Annotated in this window: 15 protein-coding genes and 2 pseudogenes; 9 read left to right on the top strand and 8 right to left on the bottom strand. The window is 66.4% G+C overall.

The genetic code is table 11. The features are described 5' to 3' along the window. Nucleotides 1–11: 11 nt before the first annotated feature. Nucleotides 12–908, bottom strand: coding sequence for a LysR substrate-binding domain-containing protein (locus FFS49_RS28430; RefSeq protein ID WP_105816394.1), 897 nt, complete (start codon nt 906–908; stop codon nt 12–14). 152 nt (nt 909–1,060) lie between these two features. Between FFS49_RS28430 and FFS49_RS28425 the strand changes: the two genes are divergently transcribed. Then, entirely contained in the window at nt 1,061–4,120 is a 3,060-nt protein-coding gene (locus tag FFS49_RS28425; protein ID WP_105816393.1) for an FAD-binding and (Fe-S)-binding domain-containing protein, read from the top strand. A gap of 93 nt (nt 4,121–4,213) precedes the next feature. Here FFS49_RS28425 and FFS49_RS28420 read toward each other — a convergent pair whose 3' ends face one another. The 3 genes from FFS49_RS28420 to FFS49_RS28410 form a co-directional block, all read right to left on the bottom strand. After that, nucleotides 4,214–4,516 carry a DNA-binding protein gene (locus tag FFS49_RS28420; RefSeq protein WP_039364493.1) on the bottom strand — a complete coding sequence of 101 codons (303 nt, stop codon included), beginning with the start codon at nt 4,514–4,516 and terminating at the stop codon, nt 4,214–4,216. 87 nt (nt 4,517–4,603) lie between these two features. Then, complete coding sequence (locus tag FFS49_RS28415; RefSeq protein WP_039364491.1) at nt 4,604–5,758, bottom strand: branched-chain amino acid ABC transporter substrate-binding protein; 1,155 nt, start codon at nt 5,756–5,758, stop codon at nt 4,604–4,606. Nucleotides 5,759–6,400: 642 nt separating this feature from the next. Beyond that, complete coding sequence (locus FFS49_RS28410; RefSeq protein WP_105816392.1) at nt 6,401–7,300, bottom strand: DMT family transporter; 900 nt, start codon at nt 7,298–7,300, stop codon at nt 6,401–6,403. A gap of 57 nt (nt 7,301–7,357) precedes the next feature. Between FFS49_RS28410 and FFS49_RS28405 the strand changes: the two genes are divergently transcribed. The 4 genes from FFS49_RS28405 to FFS49_RS28390 all read left to right on the top strand — a co-directional run bounded on the left by FFS49_RS28405 (nt 7,358) and on the right by FFS49_RS28390 (nt 10,501). Next, nucleotides 7,358–8,344 (top strand): LysR substrate-binding domain-containing protein, encoded by a 987-nt coding sequence (locus tag FFS49_RS28405; protein WP_071335699.1) that lies wholly within the window; start codon nt 7,358–7,360, stop codon nt 8,342–8,344. A gap of 184 nt (nt 8,345–8,528) precedes the next feature. Further along, entirely contained in the window at nt 8,529–9,197 is a 669-nt protein-coding gene (locus tag FFS49_RS28400) for a hypothetical protein (protein WP_039364485.1), read from the top strand. Nucleotides 9,198–9,308: 111 nt separating this feature from the next. Next, a complete protein-coding gene (locus tag FFS49_RS28395) occupies nt 9,309–9,764 on the top strand; it encodes a sodium:proline symporter (protein ID WP_105816391.1) in 456 nt (151 codons plus the stop codon). 215 nt (nt 9,765–9,979) lie between these two features. Then, a complete protein-coding gene (locus FFS49_RS28390; RefSeq protein WP_105816390.1) occupies nt 9,980–10,501 on the top strand; it encodes a hypothetical protein in 522 nt (173 codons plus the stop codon). Nucleotides 10,502–10,729: 228 nt separating this feature from the next. On the opposite strand, the pseudogene FFS49_RS42715 reads toward FFS49_RS28390, so the two are convergent. The 4 genes and pseudogenes from FFS49_RS42715 to FFS49_RS28370 all read right to left on the bottom strand — a co-directional run. Beyond that, nucleotides 10,730–11,083 (bottom strand): annotated as a pseudogene (locus FFS49_RS42715) (acyltransferase family protein); the annotation flags it as partial. Nucleotides 11,084–11,211: 128 nt separating this feature from the next. Then, on the bottom strand, nt 11,212–11,856 hold the full coding sequence (locus tag FFS49_RS28380; RefSeq protein ID WP_105816389.1) for a glutathione S-transferase: 645 nt from the start codon (nt 11,854–11,856) through the stop codon (nt 11,212–11,214). Nucleotides 11,857–11,977: 121 nt separating this feature from the next. Next, nucleotides 11,978–13,150 carry a porin gene (locus FFS49_RS28375; RefSeq protein WP_047853068.1) on the bottom strand — a complete coding sequence of 391 codons (1,173 nt, stop codon included), beginning with the start codon at nt 13,148–13,150 and terminating at the stop codon, nt 11,978–11,980. A gap of 152 nt (nt 13,151–13,302) precedes the next feature. Next, the gene (locus tag FFS49_RS28370; protein WP_105816388.1) at nt 13,303–14,136 is read right to left on the bottom strand and encodes a helix-turn-helix transcriptional regulator; all 834 of its coding nucleotides are present in this window, start codon (nt 14,134–14,136) and stop codon (nt 13,303–13,305) included. 242 nt (nt 14,137–14,378) lie between these two features. Here FFS49_RS28370 and FFS49_RS28365 point away from each other — a divergent pair, with 242 nt between their 5' ends. The 4 genes and pseudogenes from FFS49_RS28365 to FFS49_RS28350 all read left to right on the top strand — a co-directional run. Further along, complete coding sequence (locus tag FFS49_RS28365) at nt 14,379–15,500, top strand: polyamine ABC transporter substrate-binding protein (RefSeq protein ID WP_105816387.1); 1,122 nt, start codon at nt 14,379–14,381, stop codon at nt 15,498–15,500. 11 nt (nt 15,501–15,511) lie between these two features. Continuing rightward, nucleotides 15,512–16,651: a polyamine ABC transporter ATP-binding protein gene (gene potA, locus FFS49_RS28360; protein ID WP_137951029.1), complete on the top strand. Its 1,140-nt coding sequence runs from the start codon at nt 15,512–15,514 to the stop codon at nt 16,649–16,651. 10 nt (nt 16,652–16,661) lie between these two features. Then, a complete protein-coding gene (locus tag FFS49_RS28355) occupies nt 16,662–17,648 on the top strand; it encodes an ABC transporter permease subunit (RefSeq protein ID WP_047852312.1) in 987 nt (328 codons plus the stop codon). Continuing rightward, nucleotides 17,645–18,162, top strand: a pseudogene (locus FFS49_RS28350) (putrescine ABC transporter permease PotI); the annotation flags it as partial. The gene FFS49_RS28355 and the pseudogene FFS49_RS28350, both read left to right, overlap by 4 nt.

The following is an 18,162-nucleotide window of genomic DNA, read 5'->3' as shown; positions in this document are numbered from 1 at the left end:
CCGGCCGCGTTTCAGCAGGATTCCAGCAGCCATTCGCGGAACGCGACGAGCGACGGCAGCGTCTCGTTCCCCGGCGGATAGACGAGGTAGTAGCTGCGCTGGCTGGTGATCGCGTCGCCGATCGACACGAGTTCGCGCCGGCTCAGCTCGTCTTCCACCAGCACCTTCGGCACCAGCCCGATCCCCATCCCGGCCCGCACCGCCTGGATCAGGTGCGACGTCAGCTCGAAGCTCGGGCCGATGCGCATCTGCCGATGGTCGAGCCGATAGTGCGAAAACCATTCCGCCCACGCCTGCTGGTTGCTCGTCACGCCGAGCAGCGTCTGTTTCGCGGCCCATGCCGGCGTGCGTGCGTCGGCCTTGCGGCGGCTTGCGCTGCCCGCGTCCGGCGGCGCGATCGCGATCAGGAACTCGTTGTACAGCCGGTGAGCGTGCAGGCCCGGCCAGTCGCCCGCGCCGACGGTGATGGCCGCATCGAGGTCGTCGTTGAGGAAATCGATGGCGCCGATCCGCGAATGGAGGTGCACGGTCACGCCCGGATGCGCGGCGTAGAAGTCGTGCAGGTGCGGCAACAGCCATTTCGAGCCGAAGGTGGGCAGCGTCGCGAGCCGCAGCGTGCCGGCGCCCGCCTGGTGCGACATCGCCTGCAGTGTCGCGCCGCGGATGCGCCCCAGTGCGCCGCTCAGCTCGACGAAATAGCGGCGCCCGACTTCCGTCAGCTTCACCGAGCGGCCCTCGCGCCGGAACAGCGGCACGCCGAGCTGATCCTCCAGCGTCTGGACCTGCCGGCTGATCGCGCTCTGGCTCAGCGACAGCTCGTCGGCCGCGCGCGTGTAGCTTTCATGCCGCGCGGCGGCCTCGAACACCAGCAGCAGCGACATCGACGGGGTGAGGCGACGGTAATTCATGAGTTTTATGCAATATTCGCCGGAGCAGAATTCGTTTGTTCATCGCGGAATATCCAAAGATACTGGAATTCCCGGTCGCGTGGAAACTTGCTAAAAAATCATGTTTCGGCCACGCGAGCCGGCCGGTTCCACCCACACTGCCGCTTTTGCCCATGTCGATCGCCCCGTTGCCCCGTCCCGCCAGCCCGCCCGCGCATGCATACCGTGACTTTCTCGCCGCGCTGCAGGCCGCCGGATTCGCCGGGGAAATCCGCGCGGACCATGCGAACCGGACGGTGCAGGCCACCGACAATTCGATCTACCAGCGCCTGCCGCAAGCGGTGATCTGCCCCGCGCATGCGGACGACGTCCGGCTGCTGGCGCGGCTGCTCGCCGAGCCCGCGCATCGCGACGTCGCGGTGGCCGCGCGCGGCGGCGGCACGGGCACCAACGGGCAGTCGCTGACCGACGGCGTGGTGGTCGACCTGTCGCGCAACATGAACCGGATCCTCGAAATCGACGTCGAGCAGCGCTGGGTGCGCGTGCAGGCGGGCGTCGTCAAGGATCAGCTCAATGCGGCGCTGAAGCCGCACGGGCTGTTCTTCGCGCCGGAACTGTCGACGTCGAACCGCGCGACCGTCGGCGGGATGATCAACACCGACGCGAGCGGGCAGGGCAGCTGCACGTACGGCAAGACGCGTGACCACGTGCTCGAGCTCGAATTCGTGCTGATGGGCGGCGAGCAGCTGCACAGCGACGCGCTCGCGGACGACGAGCTCGAGCGCCGCTGCGCGCGCGAGGACCGCATCGGCAAGGTCTACCGCACCGCGCGACGCATCAGCGACGACAAGGCGGCGCTGATCGAAGCGAAGTTTCCGAAGCTCAACCGCTGCCTGACCGGCTACGATCTCGCGCATCTGCGCGAACGCGACGGCCGCTTCAACCTGAACAGCGTGCTGTGCGGCGCCGAAGGCTCGCTCGGCTTCGTCGTCGAAGCGAAGCTCAACGTGCTGCCGATCCCGAAGTATTCGGTGCTGGTGAACGTGCGCTACGCGGGCTTCATGGACGCGCTGCGCGACGCCCGCGCGCTGCTCGCGCACCAGCCGCTGTCGATCGAGACGGTCGACTCGAAGGTGCTGATGCTGGCGATGAAGGATTTCGTGTGGAGCAGCGTGGCCGAGTATTTCCCGCAGGACGACGCCCGGCCGACGCTCGGCATCAACCTGATCGAATTCAGCGGCGACGATGCGCAGGACGTCGATGCGCGCGTGAGCGCGTTCGTCGATCATCTGCGTAGCGACAAGAGCGTGGAGCGCCTGGGCCACACGCTCGCGGCCGGCGACGACGCGGTGAAGCGCGTGTATGCGATGCGCAAGCGCGCGGTCGGCCTGCTCGGCAACGTGCAGGGCGAGGCGCGCCCGCAGCCGTTCGTCGAGGATACCGCGGTGCCGCCCGAGAACCTTCCCGCGTACATCGCCGAATTCCGCGCGCTGCTCGACGCCCATGGGCTGCAATACGGGATGTTCGGGCACGTCGATGCGGGCGTGCTGCACGTGCGGCCGGCGCTCGACATGAAGGACCCGAAGCAGGCGGCGCTGGTGCGGCCGGTGTCGGATGCGGTGGCCGAACTCACGCAGCGCCACGGCGGCCTGTTGTGGGGCGAGCACGGCAAGGGCGTGCGCTCCGAATATGCGCCGGCGTTCTTCGGCGAACTGTATCCGTCGCTGCAGCAACTGAAGGCCGCGTTCGATCCGCACAACCAGTTCAACCCGGGCAAGATCGCGACGCCGCCGGAGCCCGCGATGCGGCTGCTGAAGATCGACGAAGTGCCGACGCGCGGCGACCACGACCGGCAGATCGACGAGCGTGTGTGGCAGAGCTACGGCACCGCGATGCACTGCAACGGCAACGGCGCGTGCTACAACTTCGATCCGGACGACGCGATGTGCCCGTCGTGGAAGGCGACGCGCGAACGCATGCAATCGCCGAAGGGGCGTGCGTCGCTGATGCGCGAATGGTTGCGCCTGCAAGGGCAGGCCGGCGTCGACGTCGTCGCGGCGGCGCGTGCGCGGCAGCCGTTCCTGGGCAGCCTTGCCACGCGCTGGCGCAACAGCCGCGCGGCGCGCAACGGCGAAGCAGATTTCTCGCACGAGGTGTACGACGCGATGGCCGGGTGCCTAGCGTGCAAGTCGTGCGCGGGGCAGTGCCCGGTGAAGGTGAACGTGCCGGAGTTTCGTTCGCGTTTCCTCGAGCTGTATCACCAGCGTTACCTGCGTCCGCTGCGCGACTACCTGATCGGCTCGCTCGAATTCACGATGCCGTGGATGGCGCGGGTGCCCGCGCTGTACAACGGGCTGATGCGGGCGGGATGGGTGCGCACGGTGCTGGAGCGGCACGTCGGCATGGTCGACAGCCCGCTGCTGAGCCGCTTCGATCTCGCGGCCGTGATTCGCCAATGGCAAGTGAAGCCGGCCGACCCGCAGGCGCTCGCCGCGCTGAGCGACGCGCAGCGCGCACGCAGCGTCGTCATCGTGCAGGACACCTTCACGCGCTATTTCGATACCGAGCAACTGGCGACGCTGATCGAACTGGCGGCGCGTATGGGCTTTCAGGTGTGGCTCGCGCCGCTGGCGCCGAACGGCAAGGCGCTGCACGTGCAGGGCTTTCTGCGCGCATTCGAGCGGGCCGCGATCCGCAATGCGACGCAACTCGCCGCGCTGGCGCGTTCGGGCGTCGCGCTGGTCGGCCTCGATCCGGCGATGACGCTCACGTATCGGCAGGAATACCTGAAGGTGACGGGGCTCACCGACGTGCCGAAGGTCGCGCTGCCGCAGGAATGGCTGCTGCAGGCGCTGCCGGAAGCCGGTACGGGAGCGGGTGCCGGCGTCGTGCCCGCGTCGTACCGGTTGCTGCCGCACTGCACCGAGAAGACCAACGCGCCCGACAGCGGCAAGCAATGGGCACAGGTATTCGCGCGACGCGGGCTGCGGTTGCAGGTCCAGGCGACCGGGTGTTGCGGGATGTCGGGTACCTACGGGCACGAGGCGCGCAATCTCGCGACGTCGAAGACGATCTACGCGCAGTCGTGGGCGGCGCACGTGGATGGGCCGGAGGAAGAGGGCGAGGCGCTGGCGACCGGCTATTCGTGCCGCAGCCAGGTGAAGCGGATGTCGTCGAAGCAGGTGCGGCATCCGTTGCAGGCGCTGCTCGATCACGTGCGGGCGGTGGGGTGACGATCGGGCGTCGCGTGTCGCGTTGCCCGTGAGGTGACTTTCGATTCAGCGTCGAGCGGCAAGCCTCGTGCCGTTGTCGACGCATGCCGGTGCTCAGGCGTCTGCTTTCGCCGTTTTTCCGGAACGGGGTTTTTCCACCGCGGGAAACGCACCGCCGCCGCGCGGCCGTTTCGGTTCGATCCGCATCTGCCGGATCACGCGCCGGAAATCGATCTCGTGCGCCGCCATCGTGCCGATCAGTTTCGCGATGACCGCGAGGTGGGACGGGACCGTGCCCTTGCTCGAATAGTTCGTGATCGAGCTTTCGTTCATCCGGATCAGGCGGGCGAACTCTCGCGCCGTCAGCTGTGCCTTCTTCAACTCCTGTTGAAATTCCGCATACGCCATTGCACACATGATGCTTCGTCTCCGTGAATCAGAATTCGGCCCGCGAGGCGCCGGCGCCGACGGATGGCGTTCCCGTCGTGCCGGCGCCGCGGCGGGTTACATCTTCACCTGGTCGAGGAAGGTTTTCTTGCCGCTCTTGTAGCCGTAGATCGAGATGATCCCGTGCGTCAGGTCGCCCTTCGAATCGAACGTCGTCGTGCCGATCACGCCTTCGTACTTCGTCGACGGCATCGCCGCGAGGATCTTCGCCGGATCGGTCGAGTTCGCGCGCTTCATCGCGTCCACCGCGATGTAGACCGCGTCATACGCGAACGGCGCATCGAACTTGATGCCCTGGTTGAAGCGCTTCTGGTACTTCGCGAGGAAATCCGCGCCGCCCGGCATCTTCTCGAGCGCCGCGCCTGCCTGCGAGCACAGCACGTTGTCGGCCGCCGGGCCGGCCAGTTCGGCCAGCGAGTCGGTGCACACGCCGTCGCCGGACAGGATCTTCGCGCGCAGGCCGAGCTGCTTCGCCTGCTTCGCGAGCGGGCCGCCGGTGGCGTCCATGCCGCCGTACATGATCGCGTCCGGGTTCTCGCCCTTGACCTTCGTCAGGATCGCGCGGAAGTCGACTGCCTTGTCGTTGGTCGCGTCGTGCGACAGCACCTTCAGGCCGAGCGCCTTCGCCTTCTTCTCGAACTCGTTCGCGAGGCCCTGGCCGTACGCGGTCGAATCGTCGATCACCGCGACGCTCTTCACGCCCTTCGCCTGCGCATAGCTCGCGAGCGCCGGGCCTTGCTGCGCGTCGGTCGCGACGACGCGGTAGGTCGTCTTGAAGCCTTGCTGCGTATAGGTGGGGTTCGTGGCCGACGGCGAGATCTGCACGATGCCCGCGTCGCTGTAGATCTTCGATGCCGGGATCGACGTGCCCGAGTTCAGGTGGCCGATGACGGCAACGACCTTGTCGTCGACGAGCTTCTGCGCAACTTGCGTGGCCTGGCGCGGGTCGGCCGCGTCATCCTGCGCATCGAGTTGCAGCGTGACCTTCTTGCCTCCGATCGTGAGCCCCTTCGCATTGATTTCCTCGACCGCGAGGCGCGCACCGTTCTCGTTGTCCTTGCCGAGGTGCGAGATGCCGCCCGTCGTCGGTTCGACGCTGCCGATCTTGACGACCTGGTCGGCCATCGCGGTCGACGCGGCCGCGAATGCGGCGGCAGCCAGTGCGACGGTGATCAGGGGTTTGCAGCGCATGCCGACAGTGCTTCGTTCCATCTGCCATCTCCGAATTGAATTTTCTTGCTGTTGACGTCTCGACCGTCCGACGGCGAGGTCGGGGCGATCGGACGAGTCTCCGTACCCGTCATGGGCTTCACTGCATCGCGTCGCGCCCCGCGACGTGCGGCCCGGGTGAGCGCGCGAATCGGGGCCTGATACGGTGCAATTCGTATGAATATATATGAAGCCGATTTTGCGCGCTGCAGCGAATCTCGTAGCGGGGCGTTCGCAGCACGGCCGGCGCCCCGACATTCGAAGGTGCCGGATGCCGGCAATCGAGCGCCGTGGCAGGCCGCAGGCTGCGATTCGCTGTCGACGGCCTTACGACTGCATCCATTATTCGGCCGGTGGCCGGGACGAAGCCATGGACACTGATGTGCGGTCAATCCGGAACTGTTCGGTCGATTTGTCTGCACAGTTTGGACGATTTCGATTGCGCATCCGGTTGCGAGGCCGTGCTTCATCGGGATTGGCCCTCTCGATTTAACGCAACTAACGGTCAAGAACGGCAGCGTCGACGAACTGGCGTGGATCGACCGCCCATGCCGCATATGCGGCTTTGCAGATGCCGGGGTTCGCCCCGGCCGGTTCGCTTGCGGATCGTCGGACCGATCGTGCCGGCCCGATGCCGCCCCGATCCTAGGACCGTCCGCGCAACGCCACGAAGATCACGCCGGCAATCGCCAGCAGGCCGCCGCACACCGTCTCGATACCGGGTCGCTCACCGGTCAGCACCATCGACAGGACCGTCGCGACCGCCGGCGTCAGATAGAGGAAGTTGGCGGCGCGCGCCGCGCCGAAGTAGCCGAGTGCGAAGGTCCAGGTCGCGTAACCCAGCGCGGCGGGGAAGATGCCGAGCGTCAGCACGGCCAGCGTCGTGTCGCGCGTCCCGCTGCCCAGCGCGACGAGCGCGCCCGGCAACCATGGTGTGAGGAGCAGCGCGCCGGCCAGCAGCGTGTACGCGGTGCAGGCCAGTGCGCCATACACCGGAATCAGCCGCCGCTGCAGCACGAAATAGCTGGCCGAACACAGGGCCGCGCCGAGGATCAGCGTGCTGCCCGCGCCGAGGACGAGGCCGCCCGGCTGCCCGCGCGCGATCACCGCGATGCCGGCGAGGCTGACCAGCGAGCCGAGCCAGCCCCAGCAATTGAAGCGCTCGCCCAGAAACACTGAGGCCAGCAGCGCCGTGAAGATCGGCAGCGTATTCACGATGAAGCTCGCCGCGCCGGCCGAGACGGTTTGCTCGCCGGTATTGAGCAGCGCGTTGTAGAGCGCGATGCCGAGAAAGCCGCACAGCAGGAAGCGCAGCGCGTCGCCCCGGGTCGGCACGCGCGGCCGCCGCACGGCGAGCCACGCGACGATCAGCACGGCGGCAGTGGCGAAGCGCGCCGCCGCGAGTTGCAGCGGCGTCAGGCCATGCAGGCCGATCCGGATGAACGGGAAGGCGGACGCCCATGAAACGATCGTGAAGGCGACCGCACCGGCCGCGATCAGCGGCTGTCGCGCAGGGCGCGACGACGGGGTGGATAGTGTGTTCATGCGGCAATGATGCGACGTGGCAAGATGCTAAGCTAGCGCACAGATCAGCATGCAGATATGAACATGATTCACAGCTCGAGCCGGCGGCCGGCCGGTGCTTCAACGCGTGCGAAGCGGGCCTCGGCGGCGTTGCCCGTTGCGGCCCCATCGCCGGGTTCGCGGCCGCCGCTCGCGAGTCTCGAGACGGTGTGCACGGTTGCGCGCGAGGGTTCGTTCCTGGCCGCGGCCGATGTTTCCGGCGTGACGCACGGCGCGATCAGCCGGCGGGTGGCCGCTGTCGAAAACTGGCTCGGCCTGAGGTTGTTCGAACGTCATGCGCGCGGTGTGCGTCTCACGCCGGACGGCCAGCGCTTCGTCGGCCGGATCGAGCAGGCGTTCACGATCATCGACAGTGCGGCCGATCAGTGGCGCTCGCCACGTACGCCGCGGCTGGTCAGGATGAGCGTGGTGCCGGCCTTCGCGCAGCTCTGGCTGTTCGAGCGCCAGCATGCGCTCGAGAGCGAGGCGCCCGCGTTGCGGATCGAGCTCGGCATCGATCTGCGCAACGTGGATATCGCCGGCGGCGAAGCGGACCTGTCGGTCCGGTACGGGCGCGGCAACTGGCGTCAGCTCGAAACCCGTGCGTTCATGCCGGAACGGCTCTATCCGGTCGCGCATCCGCGGCTCGCCGCGCAACTCGCGAAGGCGCGCCGTCGGCGCGGCGATGCCGCGTTGCTCGACATGCCGCTGCTGCACGATTCCGACGTGACCGGCTGGCGCACGTGGTTCGATGCATTGGGCGTGCCGTTCAAGCCGCGCGCGCAGGATCGCCGTTTCGAGGATTACAACCTCGTGCTGGCCGCCGCCGAGGCCGGGCTCGGCGTGGCGCTCGCACGGGTACCGCTCGCCGACGCCTATCTCAAGCGCAGCGACCTCGTGCGGGTGAGCCCGCACGAGGTCGATTCGGTGCTCAGGTATTACTTCGTGCACGCGAAGGGGGAGAATCGGCCTGAGGTGCTGGCGTTGATGGAGCGGATGCGGGCGGCGGTGGGAGCGGGCGGCTAGCGCCGGCCGGTGTATCGTGACGGTCCGCCACGACACGCTCGTGGGGGAAAAAGCGTTGTGCGATACGCGGCACTAGGCTCGGGGCGCCGGATCGACGACAATGCGACCGCGAAAAACGATGAGGTGGAGAGATGAACGAGATTCGAAAAGGGATGCATCCGTGCGGATGCGAGCGAGGTCAACAATGAACAAGCCGGACAAGTCGTCGAAAGCGCGTGCCGCGCTCGACCAGCTGTTTTCGGGCATGGCACCCGCGGATGCGACGCGCGCGTCGCGTCCGGGCAATCCGTTCGAAGCGAGCGCAGACGGTGCATCCGCCGACACGGGCGGGCGCGGCGGTATCGAAGTCACGCTGTCGACCCGGATCCAGTTGCGCGGCTATCCGAATGCAAACGCATTCATGAAGCGCATGGCCGAAGCATGGGGGCTGGAGTGGGGGATGTACGACAGCGTCAAGGCCATCGCGACGCTGCCGGTCGGATGGCGAGCGCGCCGGCTGCCGGAAGTCACGCAGATCGTCGACGGACACGACGTGCTGCGCGCGGAGAGCAGCCTGCAGGGCGGCGAGATGTCGTATCTGAAAGTGCATCCGCGGTACTACATCGACGCACGCAAGGGGTTCGGCTGGGGCAAGTCGTCGAAGGCGTCCGACGATCCGGATCTCGACGGCCCCGACTGGAACTGCTTCGTGATCGATCGCGAAAAGTCCATCGAAGTGCACGAACTGACGACCTCGTCGCTGAAAGCCGACATGGACAACGCGCGGGCGACGTTGCTGAAATGGCTGGACGAGAACTATCCGAAACATCGCGATCCTTTCGCGTACTGGTCGGATTGCGAAGGGGCGTCGTAATCTTGCGTGGCTGCCCGGTTCGGGTTCGCGGGCACGCGCTGCGCGACCGGCGCCGGAGCGGGGGGGGGCAAGTCGCTTCGATGCATCGGCCGGTTGCGATGGGAGCGTCAATTGAAACGAGCCAGTGTCGCACCGGTTCTCTGGGCAGCGTTCGGTGCAGCGGCCGGCTCGACCGTGGTCGAGCTGTTGCTCTGGCCGATCGTCGGCGACGATGCGATCGGGAACCTGTTGCGCGACACACGCCTCACGGCGGCCATCGTGATGGGGCGCGGCGTGCTCGGCGCGTCCGCCGGCTTCGATCCGCTGGTCATGGCGGTTGCGACCCTCGTGCATCTGGTGCTGTCGCTGGTCTATGCGGCCGTGCTGGCGAAGGGGATTCGCGACCTGTCGCTCGCGGCCTCGCTCCTCGCGGGCGGCGCGTTCGGCCTCATCCTGTACGGCGTCAACCTGTACGCCTTCACCGCGATCTTCCCGTGGTTCATCCCGGTTCGTGGCGCGATCACATTCGTGGCCCATCTGGTATTCGGGATCACGGCAGCGGCTGCCTACCGCTCTGCCAGGCGCTAGGCCGGGCGCCAATCGACGGTTCCTGCGCCGGTCATTCGCACCGGACCCCTGGAATAAGCACGCGCGCCGCATCGTTTAGCCGTCAGGAGACCCTGTACGATGCGGCGGCGCATGAGCACCGCATGATGAATCGTGCGCGAGCAATCCGATCTGCCGGGCGCCGTCAGCGGCGCCGGGAGATCGAGTGGTCGGGGGTCATCAGGCAGGAGCCGATCATGTGCAACTGGTTTCGATCCGGGATAGGTATCGTCTGTCTCGGCTGTTCCGCGGCGGTCTTTGCGCAAACGTACGACGATCTGGCGGACGACACGACGAACTGCCGGGCGGTTGTCGCGCAAGCGAACATCGACGGCACGGAGCAGCAAATCGTCGGGCGTGCGTGCCTTCAGGACGACGGCACATGGCAGTTCGTGCAGAGTCCCGATGGTAGTGTTCTATGGTATCCGGCGGCGGACTATCCGTATGCCGACCTGGGGTACTGGGGGCCGCCGCTTTTCATCGGCGCAGGCGTGGGCTTCGTGTTCGTCGATCGATTCCATCGCTTCCACCACTTTCACCATTTCCACCACTTCGATCACGTCGTCCACTTCAACGGAATGAACCATCGTCGCGTCGGCGAGCCGGTCGGCGCCGGTTTTCACCATGGCGCGTTCCCGGCCGGTACCGTCGGCCGCGGATTCGGCGGCATGCATCCGCTCGGCGGCGTGAGCGGATTCGGTGGAATGCGGCGACGCTGAAGCCGCAGTCAAAGGATCGATGCGAGCCTGGGCACGCGAAGCAGGAGGCCGGCGATCAGGTAGCACGCGACGCATGCGATACCGCCGGTCACGGCGAACTTCAGGAATGGGGCTGCCGGCACGTTTCGCCACGCGAGGGCAACACCGACCAGCACCGGCCGTATCGTCAAACGGGTAGCCGGCAGCGGTCCGCGCCAGCGCGATCGTCGCGGGACCGATCAGGAACCCGTACACCAGCAGCGGCAGGCCCAGCCTGAGAAACCGGTCGGCCAGGAAGCGGGGAGCGCCTTTGCGATCGAGGGAGTGCGGCGTGTAGTAGCCCGCCAGGAAAAAGAACAGGCCCATGAAGAATGCCTGGTTGATCGCGCAGAAGAGCGTCAGTAGCGCGGATTCCACCGACGGCCCCGCGGCCACCTCGTGGTAGTACCACCCGCCGAGCGCACCGTACGTGATCGCGCAATGGTGAAACACGACCAGCAACGTCAGGCAGGCGCGCAATGCGTCGAGGCCGGCGTTGCGATGCGCGGCAGCCGCCTGGTCCGTCCGGAACGCGACATCGACCGCAATGTCCTGAGCGCTCATTGCATTGCCTGAGGGGTGGGTCAGCCATGACCCGCGTCGTGCAAATCGGGCGGGCGTACAGGTCGGCACCATACGCCGTTGTCATTACAACCGTCCTACAAGCCGTTCCGCTGCCGGCGCCCGATTGCCTAATCGAGCCGCCCGCGTAGATCCTCGAACGGAATCATCACGTGCGTGCGATACGCGGGCCGCGCTTTCAGCCGTTCGTACCACGCCTGCACATGCGGGAGGTCCGGCCGTGCGATGCCGAGTTCGAAGTAGCGATACAGGTGCGTGCCGGCCGCGATGTCGGCGAGCGTGAGCGTGTCGCCCGCGAGAAACGGCTGCCCGGCCAGCGCCGCATCGAGCGCCTGGAAGTGCTGCGCGCACTGCGCGATGCTTTGCTCGACGCGCACCGTGTCGCGCTGCTCGGGCGGCGTCCGGAAGTAGCCCCGGAACACGCCGTTCAGGAACGTCGGCTGCAACGTGGTTTGCGACCAGTCCATCCAGCGGTCGGCGCGTGAACGTTCAGCCGGGTCGTCGTGCCAGAAGCCGGGGCGTCCGTAACGTGCGGCGAGGTAGCGCAGGATGCTGTGCGATTCCCAGACGACCGTGCCGCCATCGTCGATCACGGGGATGCGCCCGTGCGGGTTCATCGCCAAAAATTCGGGCGTGTCGAGCACGCCGAACCGCCCGCCGGCCGGCACGTGCCGATGCGCAAGTGCGAGCTCGTCGACGAGCCACATCACCTTCTGAACGTTGAATGCATTGCGGCGCCCCCATACGGTCAGCATGCCGGCCTCCTTGTGTCGTGCGGAACGGGATCGCGGACAGTGTAAACGCCGCAGGCGCGCACCGTGGTGCGCGCCTGCAGGCTGTCGTCGATGTCGTCGTCGTCGCCGTGCGGCGACGCGATCAGAACTTGTGGCGAATCCCGACGATCGCGAGTTCCTGCGTATCGGTGCCGGAGTTCACGCCGTACGAGCCGACCGACGCGGCTGCCTTCACGACCGCGCCGTTCGCGTTGAGCGTGTTGCCGCTCGCCTTCTGGTAGCCGAACAGCGCATACAGGTCGGTGCGCTTCGACAGCGCGTAGTCAGCGCCGAGGTTGACCTGGTTGTAGTGCGCGGAACTCGGACCCGTCAGCGACGTGTAGTTGTAGCCGACGCCCGCGCGCAGTGCCGGCGAGAACTGCCAGTTGAAGAACGCCGAGCCGTTGTTGAATTTCGCGTTCTGGCTGAACGCCGACAACGTATCCGCGCCGTACTGCGTATTCGAATACGCGAGGCCGAAGGTGGCGGGCCCGGCCACGTACTGGCCGGCCACGCGCACGATCTGGATCGATTTCGCGCTCGAGAAGCCCTGGTTGATCACGGTGTTGAACAGCGTGTCCGAGCTGCTCGACCACGTGCGCACGCCGTTCGCGACGGTGGAGCCGCCGTTCGCGTAGAAGAACCCGGCGCCGAGCGACAGCGGGCCGTTCGCGTAGCTCGCGCCGAAGCTGTACGTGCGGCCGCTGCCGGTGGCGCCCGCGACGCCGCCGAAACCGTACAGGCCTTCGAACTGGAAGCCCGAGATCAGCGGGCTCGTGTATTTCACCGAGTTGCTGACGCGCAGGCTGTTGTCGTAGTTGTCGAGGTCGCCCGGCGTCGCGAACACGCCGCCGAAGTAGTTGTCCTGCGTGAGGCCCTGCACGAGATCGACGACCGGATCGTACTGGCGGCCGAGCGTCACGGTGCCGTACGTGCTGCTCGCGAGACCGACGACGGCCTTGCGGCCGAACTCGCGCGAGCCCTGGCCGAGCGCGCCCGTGCCGATGTTGAAGCCGTTCTCGAGCTGGAACAGCGCGGCCAGGCCGCCGCCGAGATCCTCGGTGCCGCGCAGCCCCCAGCGGCTGCCGGACAGGTTGCCGCTGCTGAACTTGACGAGGCTCGACGCGTTGCTGCCGTTCGCGTTCTGCGCGTTGTGCACGTACGCGATACCCGCATCGGCAATGCCGTACAGCGTGACGCTGCTTTGTGCGTGCGCGCCGGCGGCGTAGAGCGCGGCCGGCAGCGCGAGCAGCGCGAATGAACGGATCTGTTTCATTGTTGGATTCCCCCGTGGGTCGAATGGTCTGACGAGTCGGTGAACGATACGGACAGCGCATCGTCGAGGGAACCAATAAATTGTCGGATCGTTATGAGGCGGCGCAGAGATGGATGCGTGCGCAACCTGCCGGCGGTCCGCACGCGGGGATGCTATGCGTCGTGCCGCCGCGACGCGTTTCTCAGCACGAGGGTCATCAGTTGCCTTCGCGAATCGACGCCGAGCTTCGCGAAGGCGCGCTTCGCGTAGGTATCGACGGTGGAGGTCTTGAGCCCCATCGATTGGGCGATGGCCGCCGACGTCATGCCCTGGATGAACGACGCACACACATGCATCTCGCGCGCGGTCAACCGTTCCTGCCATTCCGGCAGCCATTGCGCGACGAGGTCGAGATCGAGTTCGTCGCGCGGTGCGTCGTCGGCGGAGATCGCGCCGAGCAGGCGCTTGTGCGCGGACGCCAGCGGCAGCACGACTTGCGAAAGCTGCTTCAGCAGGCTCAGTTCCTTCAGCGAAAACGGCGGCAGCCGCCGTGAGCGCGCGATCGAGATCGAGTAGCGCGTGCCGCCCGTCACGCCGGCGATCACGCATTCGTCATGAATGTCGCCGGCATCGAAGAACAGATGCCGTAGCTCGCTCGACACGCGTTGCGCGGACACCTGCAGCAATTGCACGTCGTTTTCGGTTTCGATCGCCGCGTACGTTGCATCGTCGCTCGCGTAGCTGCGGTAGTAGTGGCGCATCACCTGCGCGACCAGCTCGGGCTCGCGGCCGAAGCTGCCGATCCAGCCGACGCTGCGCCGGCCGTAGGACGCGCTGCGCTCGTAGTCGAGGTGCACGGCGTCGAAATCGACGTAGCGCACGAGCGTGTCGTAGACGGCGCGCATGAACTGCGGCGTTCCGACGGCTTGTGCGATGTCGCCCAGCGTTTCAGTCACGAACGCGACGTGGCTCAGCGGGAGATCGGGGGCGGGCAGCGCAGCGCTCATGGCGTCGTATATCGAAGATTTTCAGGTGGCGCTACAGGTATCACGAATATTTTCGACTGCCTACGCGGGAATCTACCCAAACGGCGGGAATCGACGTCGCCGTTTGTCCCGGTTTTCGGGACTGACGCTGCCGGCCGCGATCTCTACATTGGCCCTTGTGCTGAACACCGCTCGACGGCGTTGACGCGAGTCCGGACCCGGACCGGGCGCAACGGCCGATCCCCATCACAAGGAGAATCCCCATGCGTATCCGTATCCGTCGTCAATCGGCGTTGCGCGCCGCGCGCGTCACGTCGGCGGCGCTGGCCGTCGCGGCCACCCTGTCGGCCCATGCCGGCGACACCAACCTGAACGTGTACAACTGGTCGGAGTACGTCGCGAAGGACACGGTGCCCGTCTTCGAGAAGCAGTCGGGCATCAAGGTGCGCTACGACAGCTACGACAGCGACGATACGCTGCAGACGAAGCTGCTTGCGGGCAGCTCGGGCTACGACATCGTCGTGCCGACGTCGAACTATCTCGCGCAGCAGATCCAGGCCGGCGTGTACCAGAAGCTCGACAAGTCGAAGCTGCCGAATCTCGCGAACCTCGACCCGGTGCTGATGAAGATGGTCGCGAAGGCCGACCCGGGCAACCAGTACGGTGTGCCGTGGGCGTGGGGCACGACGGGGATCGGCTACAACGTCGAGGCGGTCAGGAAGCGGCTCGGCGACAACGCACCGACCGACAGCTGGGCGCTGCTGTTCGACCCGGCGAACGCGGCGAAGCTGAAGGGCTGCGGCATCTCGCTGCTCGATGCGCCGGACGCCGCGTTCGCGGCGGCGCTGCAGTACATGGGCAAGGACCCGGAGAGCAAGAACCCGGCCGACTACCAGGCTGCCTACGACGTGCTGAAGAAGATTCGCCCGTATGTCACGCAGTTCAGCTCGGCCGGCTATGCGGACGACCTGGCGAACAACGATGTGTGCGTCGTGCTCGGCTGGTCGGGCGACGTCGGTATCGCGCGGCGGCGCACGCTGGACGCAAAGCGTTCGTACGAGATCCGCTACGTGAACCCGAAGGAAGGCGGCCTGCTGTGGTTCGACGTGATGGCGATCCCGAAGGATGCGCCGCATCCGGAAGCCGCGCTGAAGTGGATCAACTACATCGAGGATCCGAAGACCAACGCCGCGATCACGAACGAGATCTTCTATCCGAGCGCCAACAAGGCCGCGCGCCCGTTCGTGACACCGGCGATCGTGCAGGACCCGGGCATCTACCTGTCCGACGCGACGATCGCGAAGGCGTCGCTCGCGATGCCGCGCAGCGCAGACATCGCGCGGATGCAGAACCGTCTGTGGCTGCAGCTGAAGTCGGGTGGTTGAGGGAGACGACGATGATCCATACGCTCCCTGCCGCGGCGGTTGCGGGCACCGCCCGCGGCAATGCGGACGCCTTCGTGCGCCTCGAAAACGTCGTGAAGACATTCGGCGACAGCACCGCTGTCGACAACGTGAACCTGACGATCGCGAAGAACGAGCTGTTCGCGCTGCTCGGCAGCTCGGGCTGCGGCAAGTCCACGTTGCTGCGCATGCTCGCCGGGCTCGAGACGGCCACCTCCGGCAAGATCTTCGTCGACGGCGAGGACCTCGCGTCGCTGCCGCCGTACCGCCGCCCGGTGAACATGATGTTCCAGTCGTACGCGCTGTTCCCGCACATGACGGTCGAGTCGAACGTCGCGTTCGGCCTGAAGCAGGAAGGCACGCCGAAGCAGGAGATCAAGGAGCGCGTGGCCGATGCGCTCGCGCTCGTGCAGATGAGCAAGTACGCGCAGCGCAAGCCGCACCAGCTCTCCGGCGGCCAGCAGCAGCGTGTCGCGCTGGCCCGCTCGCTGGTCAAGCGGCCGAAGCTGCTCTTGCTCGACGAGCCGATGTCCGCCCTCGACAAGAAGATCCGCCAGAAGACCCAGCTCGAACTCGTGAACATCATCGAGAAGGTCGACGTGACCTGCGTGATGGTCACGCACGACCAGGAAGAGGCGATGACGATGGCCAGTCGCCTCGCGGTGATGAGCGAAGGCAAGATCGTGCAGATCGGCGCGCCGGGCGAGGTATACGAATTCCCGAACAGCCGCTTCTCGGCCGAATTCATCGGCTCGACCAACCTGTTCGAAGGGCGCGTGGTCGAGGACGAACCCGATCACATCTTCGTCGAGAGCGACGACCTCGAGGCGCGCATGTACGTGAGCCACGGCATCACGGGCCCGCTCGGCATGCCGGTCGGCATCTCGGTGCGCCCGGAACGCATTCACGTGTCGCGCGAGAAGCCGGGTTCGAAACACAACTGGGCGCGCGGTGTCGTGACCGACATCGCGTACATGGGCAGCTACTCGCTGTACCACGTGCGCCTGCCGAGCGGCAAGACGGTGGTGTCGAACCTGTCGAGCTCGCACCTGATGAACGACAACGCACCGGCGTGGAACGACGACGTGTTCGTGTCGTGGTCGCCGGCCAGCGGCGTCGTGCTGACGCAGTGAGGACGACGCGATGAGAACCTCCGCCTCCAATCCGTCCGCGCCGGTGCCGACCGGCGCCGCGAGCGCCGGCGCCGGCCGCGCCCGCCCGGGCCGCTTCGACTTTCTGTCGCGCTTCCTGCCGTCGGGCCGCAGCGTCGCGATCGGCGTGCCGTTCGTGTGGCTTGCCGTGTTCTTCGCGCTGCCGTTCGTGCTGGTGCTGAAGATCAGCTTCGCCGACCAGGTGATGGGCATCCCGCCGTACACGTCGCTCGTCGAGATGAAGGACGGCGTCGTGCACTTCGCGCTGCAGCTGTCGCACTACGCGTTCCTGCTGCAGGACGACCTGTACATCGCGACCTACCTCAGCTCGCTGAAGATGGCCGCCGTGTCGACGGTGCTGTGTTTGCTGATCGGGTATCCGATGGCGTACTACATCGCGCGTTCGGAGCCGAACCGCCGCAACGTGCTGATGATGGCCGTGATGCTGCCGTTCTGGACGTCGTTCCTGATCCGCGTGTACGCATGGATCGGCATCCTGAAGGACGACGGCCTCTTGAACCACACGCTGATCGCGCTGGGCATCATCCACACGCCGCTGCGCCTCTATCACAGCGATGCGGGCGTCTACATCGGGATGGTCTATTCGTACCTGCCGTTCATGGTGATGCCGCTGTACGCGCACCTGGTGAAGATGGACCTGACGCTGCTCGAAGCCGCGTACGACCTCGGCGCGAAACCGTGGGTCGCGTTCACGCGGATTACGCTGCCGCTGTCGAAGAACGGGATCATCGCCGGCAGCCTGCTGGTGTTCATCCCGGCGGTGGGCGAGTACGTGATTCCGGAGCTGCTCGGCGGCGCCGACACGCTGATGATCGGCCGCGTGATGTGGGATGAATTCTTCAACAACATGGACTGGCCGATGGCGTCCGCGGTGACGGTCGCGATGGTGATGCTGCTGCTGGTGCCGATGGCGCTGTTCCAGTACTACCAGGTCAAGGAACTGGAGGACGCGAAATGATCAAGCCGAGCAAACCGCTGTCGACGGGCGTCCTCGCCTTCGGCTTCCTGTTCCTGTACATCCCGATCATCAGCCTGGTCGTGTACTCGTTCAACGAGTCGAAGCTGGTGACGGTGTGGTCGGGCTTCTCGCTGAAGTGGTACTCGGCGCTGCTGGACGACGACGAGCTGCTGACCGCCGCGTGGCTGTCGCTGAAGATCGGCCTGCTGACGGCTACCGCGTCGGTCGTGATCGGCACGTGGGCGGGCTTCGTGCTCGCGCGCTTCGGCCGCTTCAAGGGCTTCACGCTGTACACGGGGATGATCAACGCGCCGCTGGTGATTCCGGAAGTGATCCAGGGCATCTCGCTGCTGTTGCTGTTCGTTGCGCTGGAGCAGATGTTCGGCTGGCCGAAGGGGCGCGGGATGGTGACGATCTGGATCGGCCACGTGATGCTGTGCGTGTCGTACGTGGCGATCATCGTGCAGTCGCGCGTGAAGGAGATGAACAAGTCGCTGGAAGAGGCGGCGCTGGA

The organism is Burkholderia sp. 4NA327C6, from assembly GCF_005502655.1.
Classification (GTDB): Bacteria; Pseudomonadota; Gammaproteobacteria; order Burkholderiales; family Burkholderiaceae; genus Burkholderia; species Burkholderia contaminans.
This window is presented reverse-complemented; position numbering and strand designations above follow the sequence as displayed.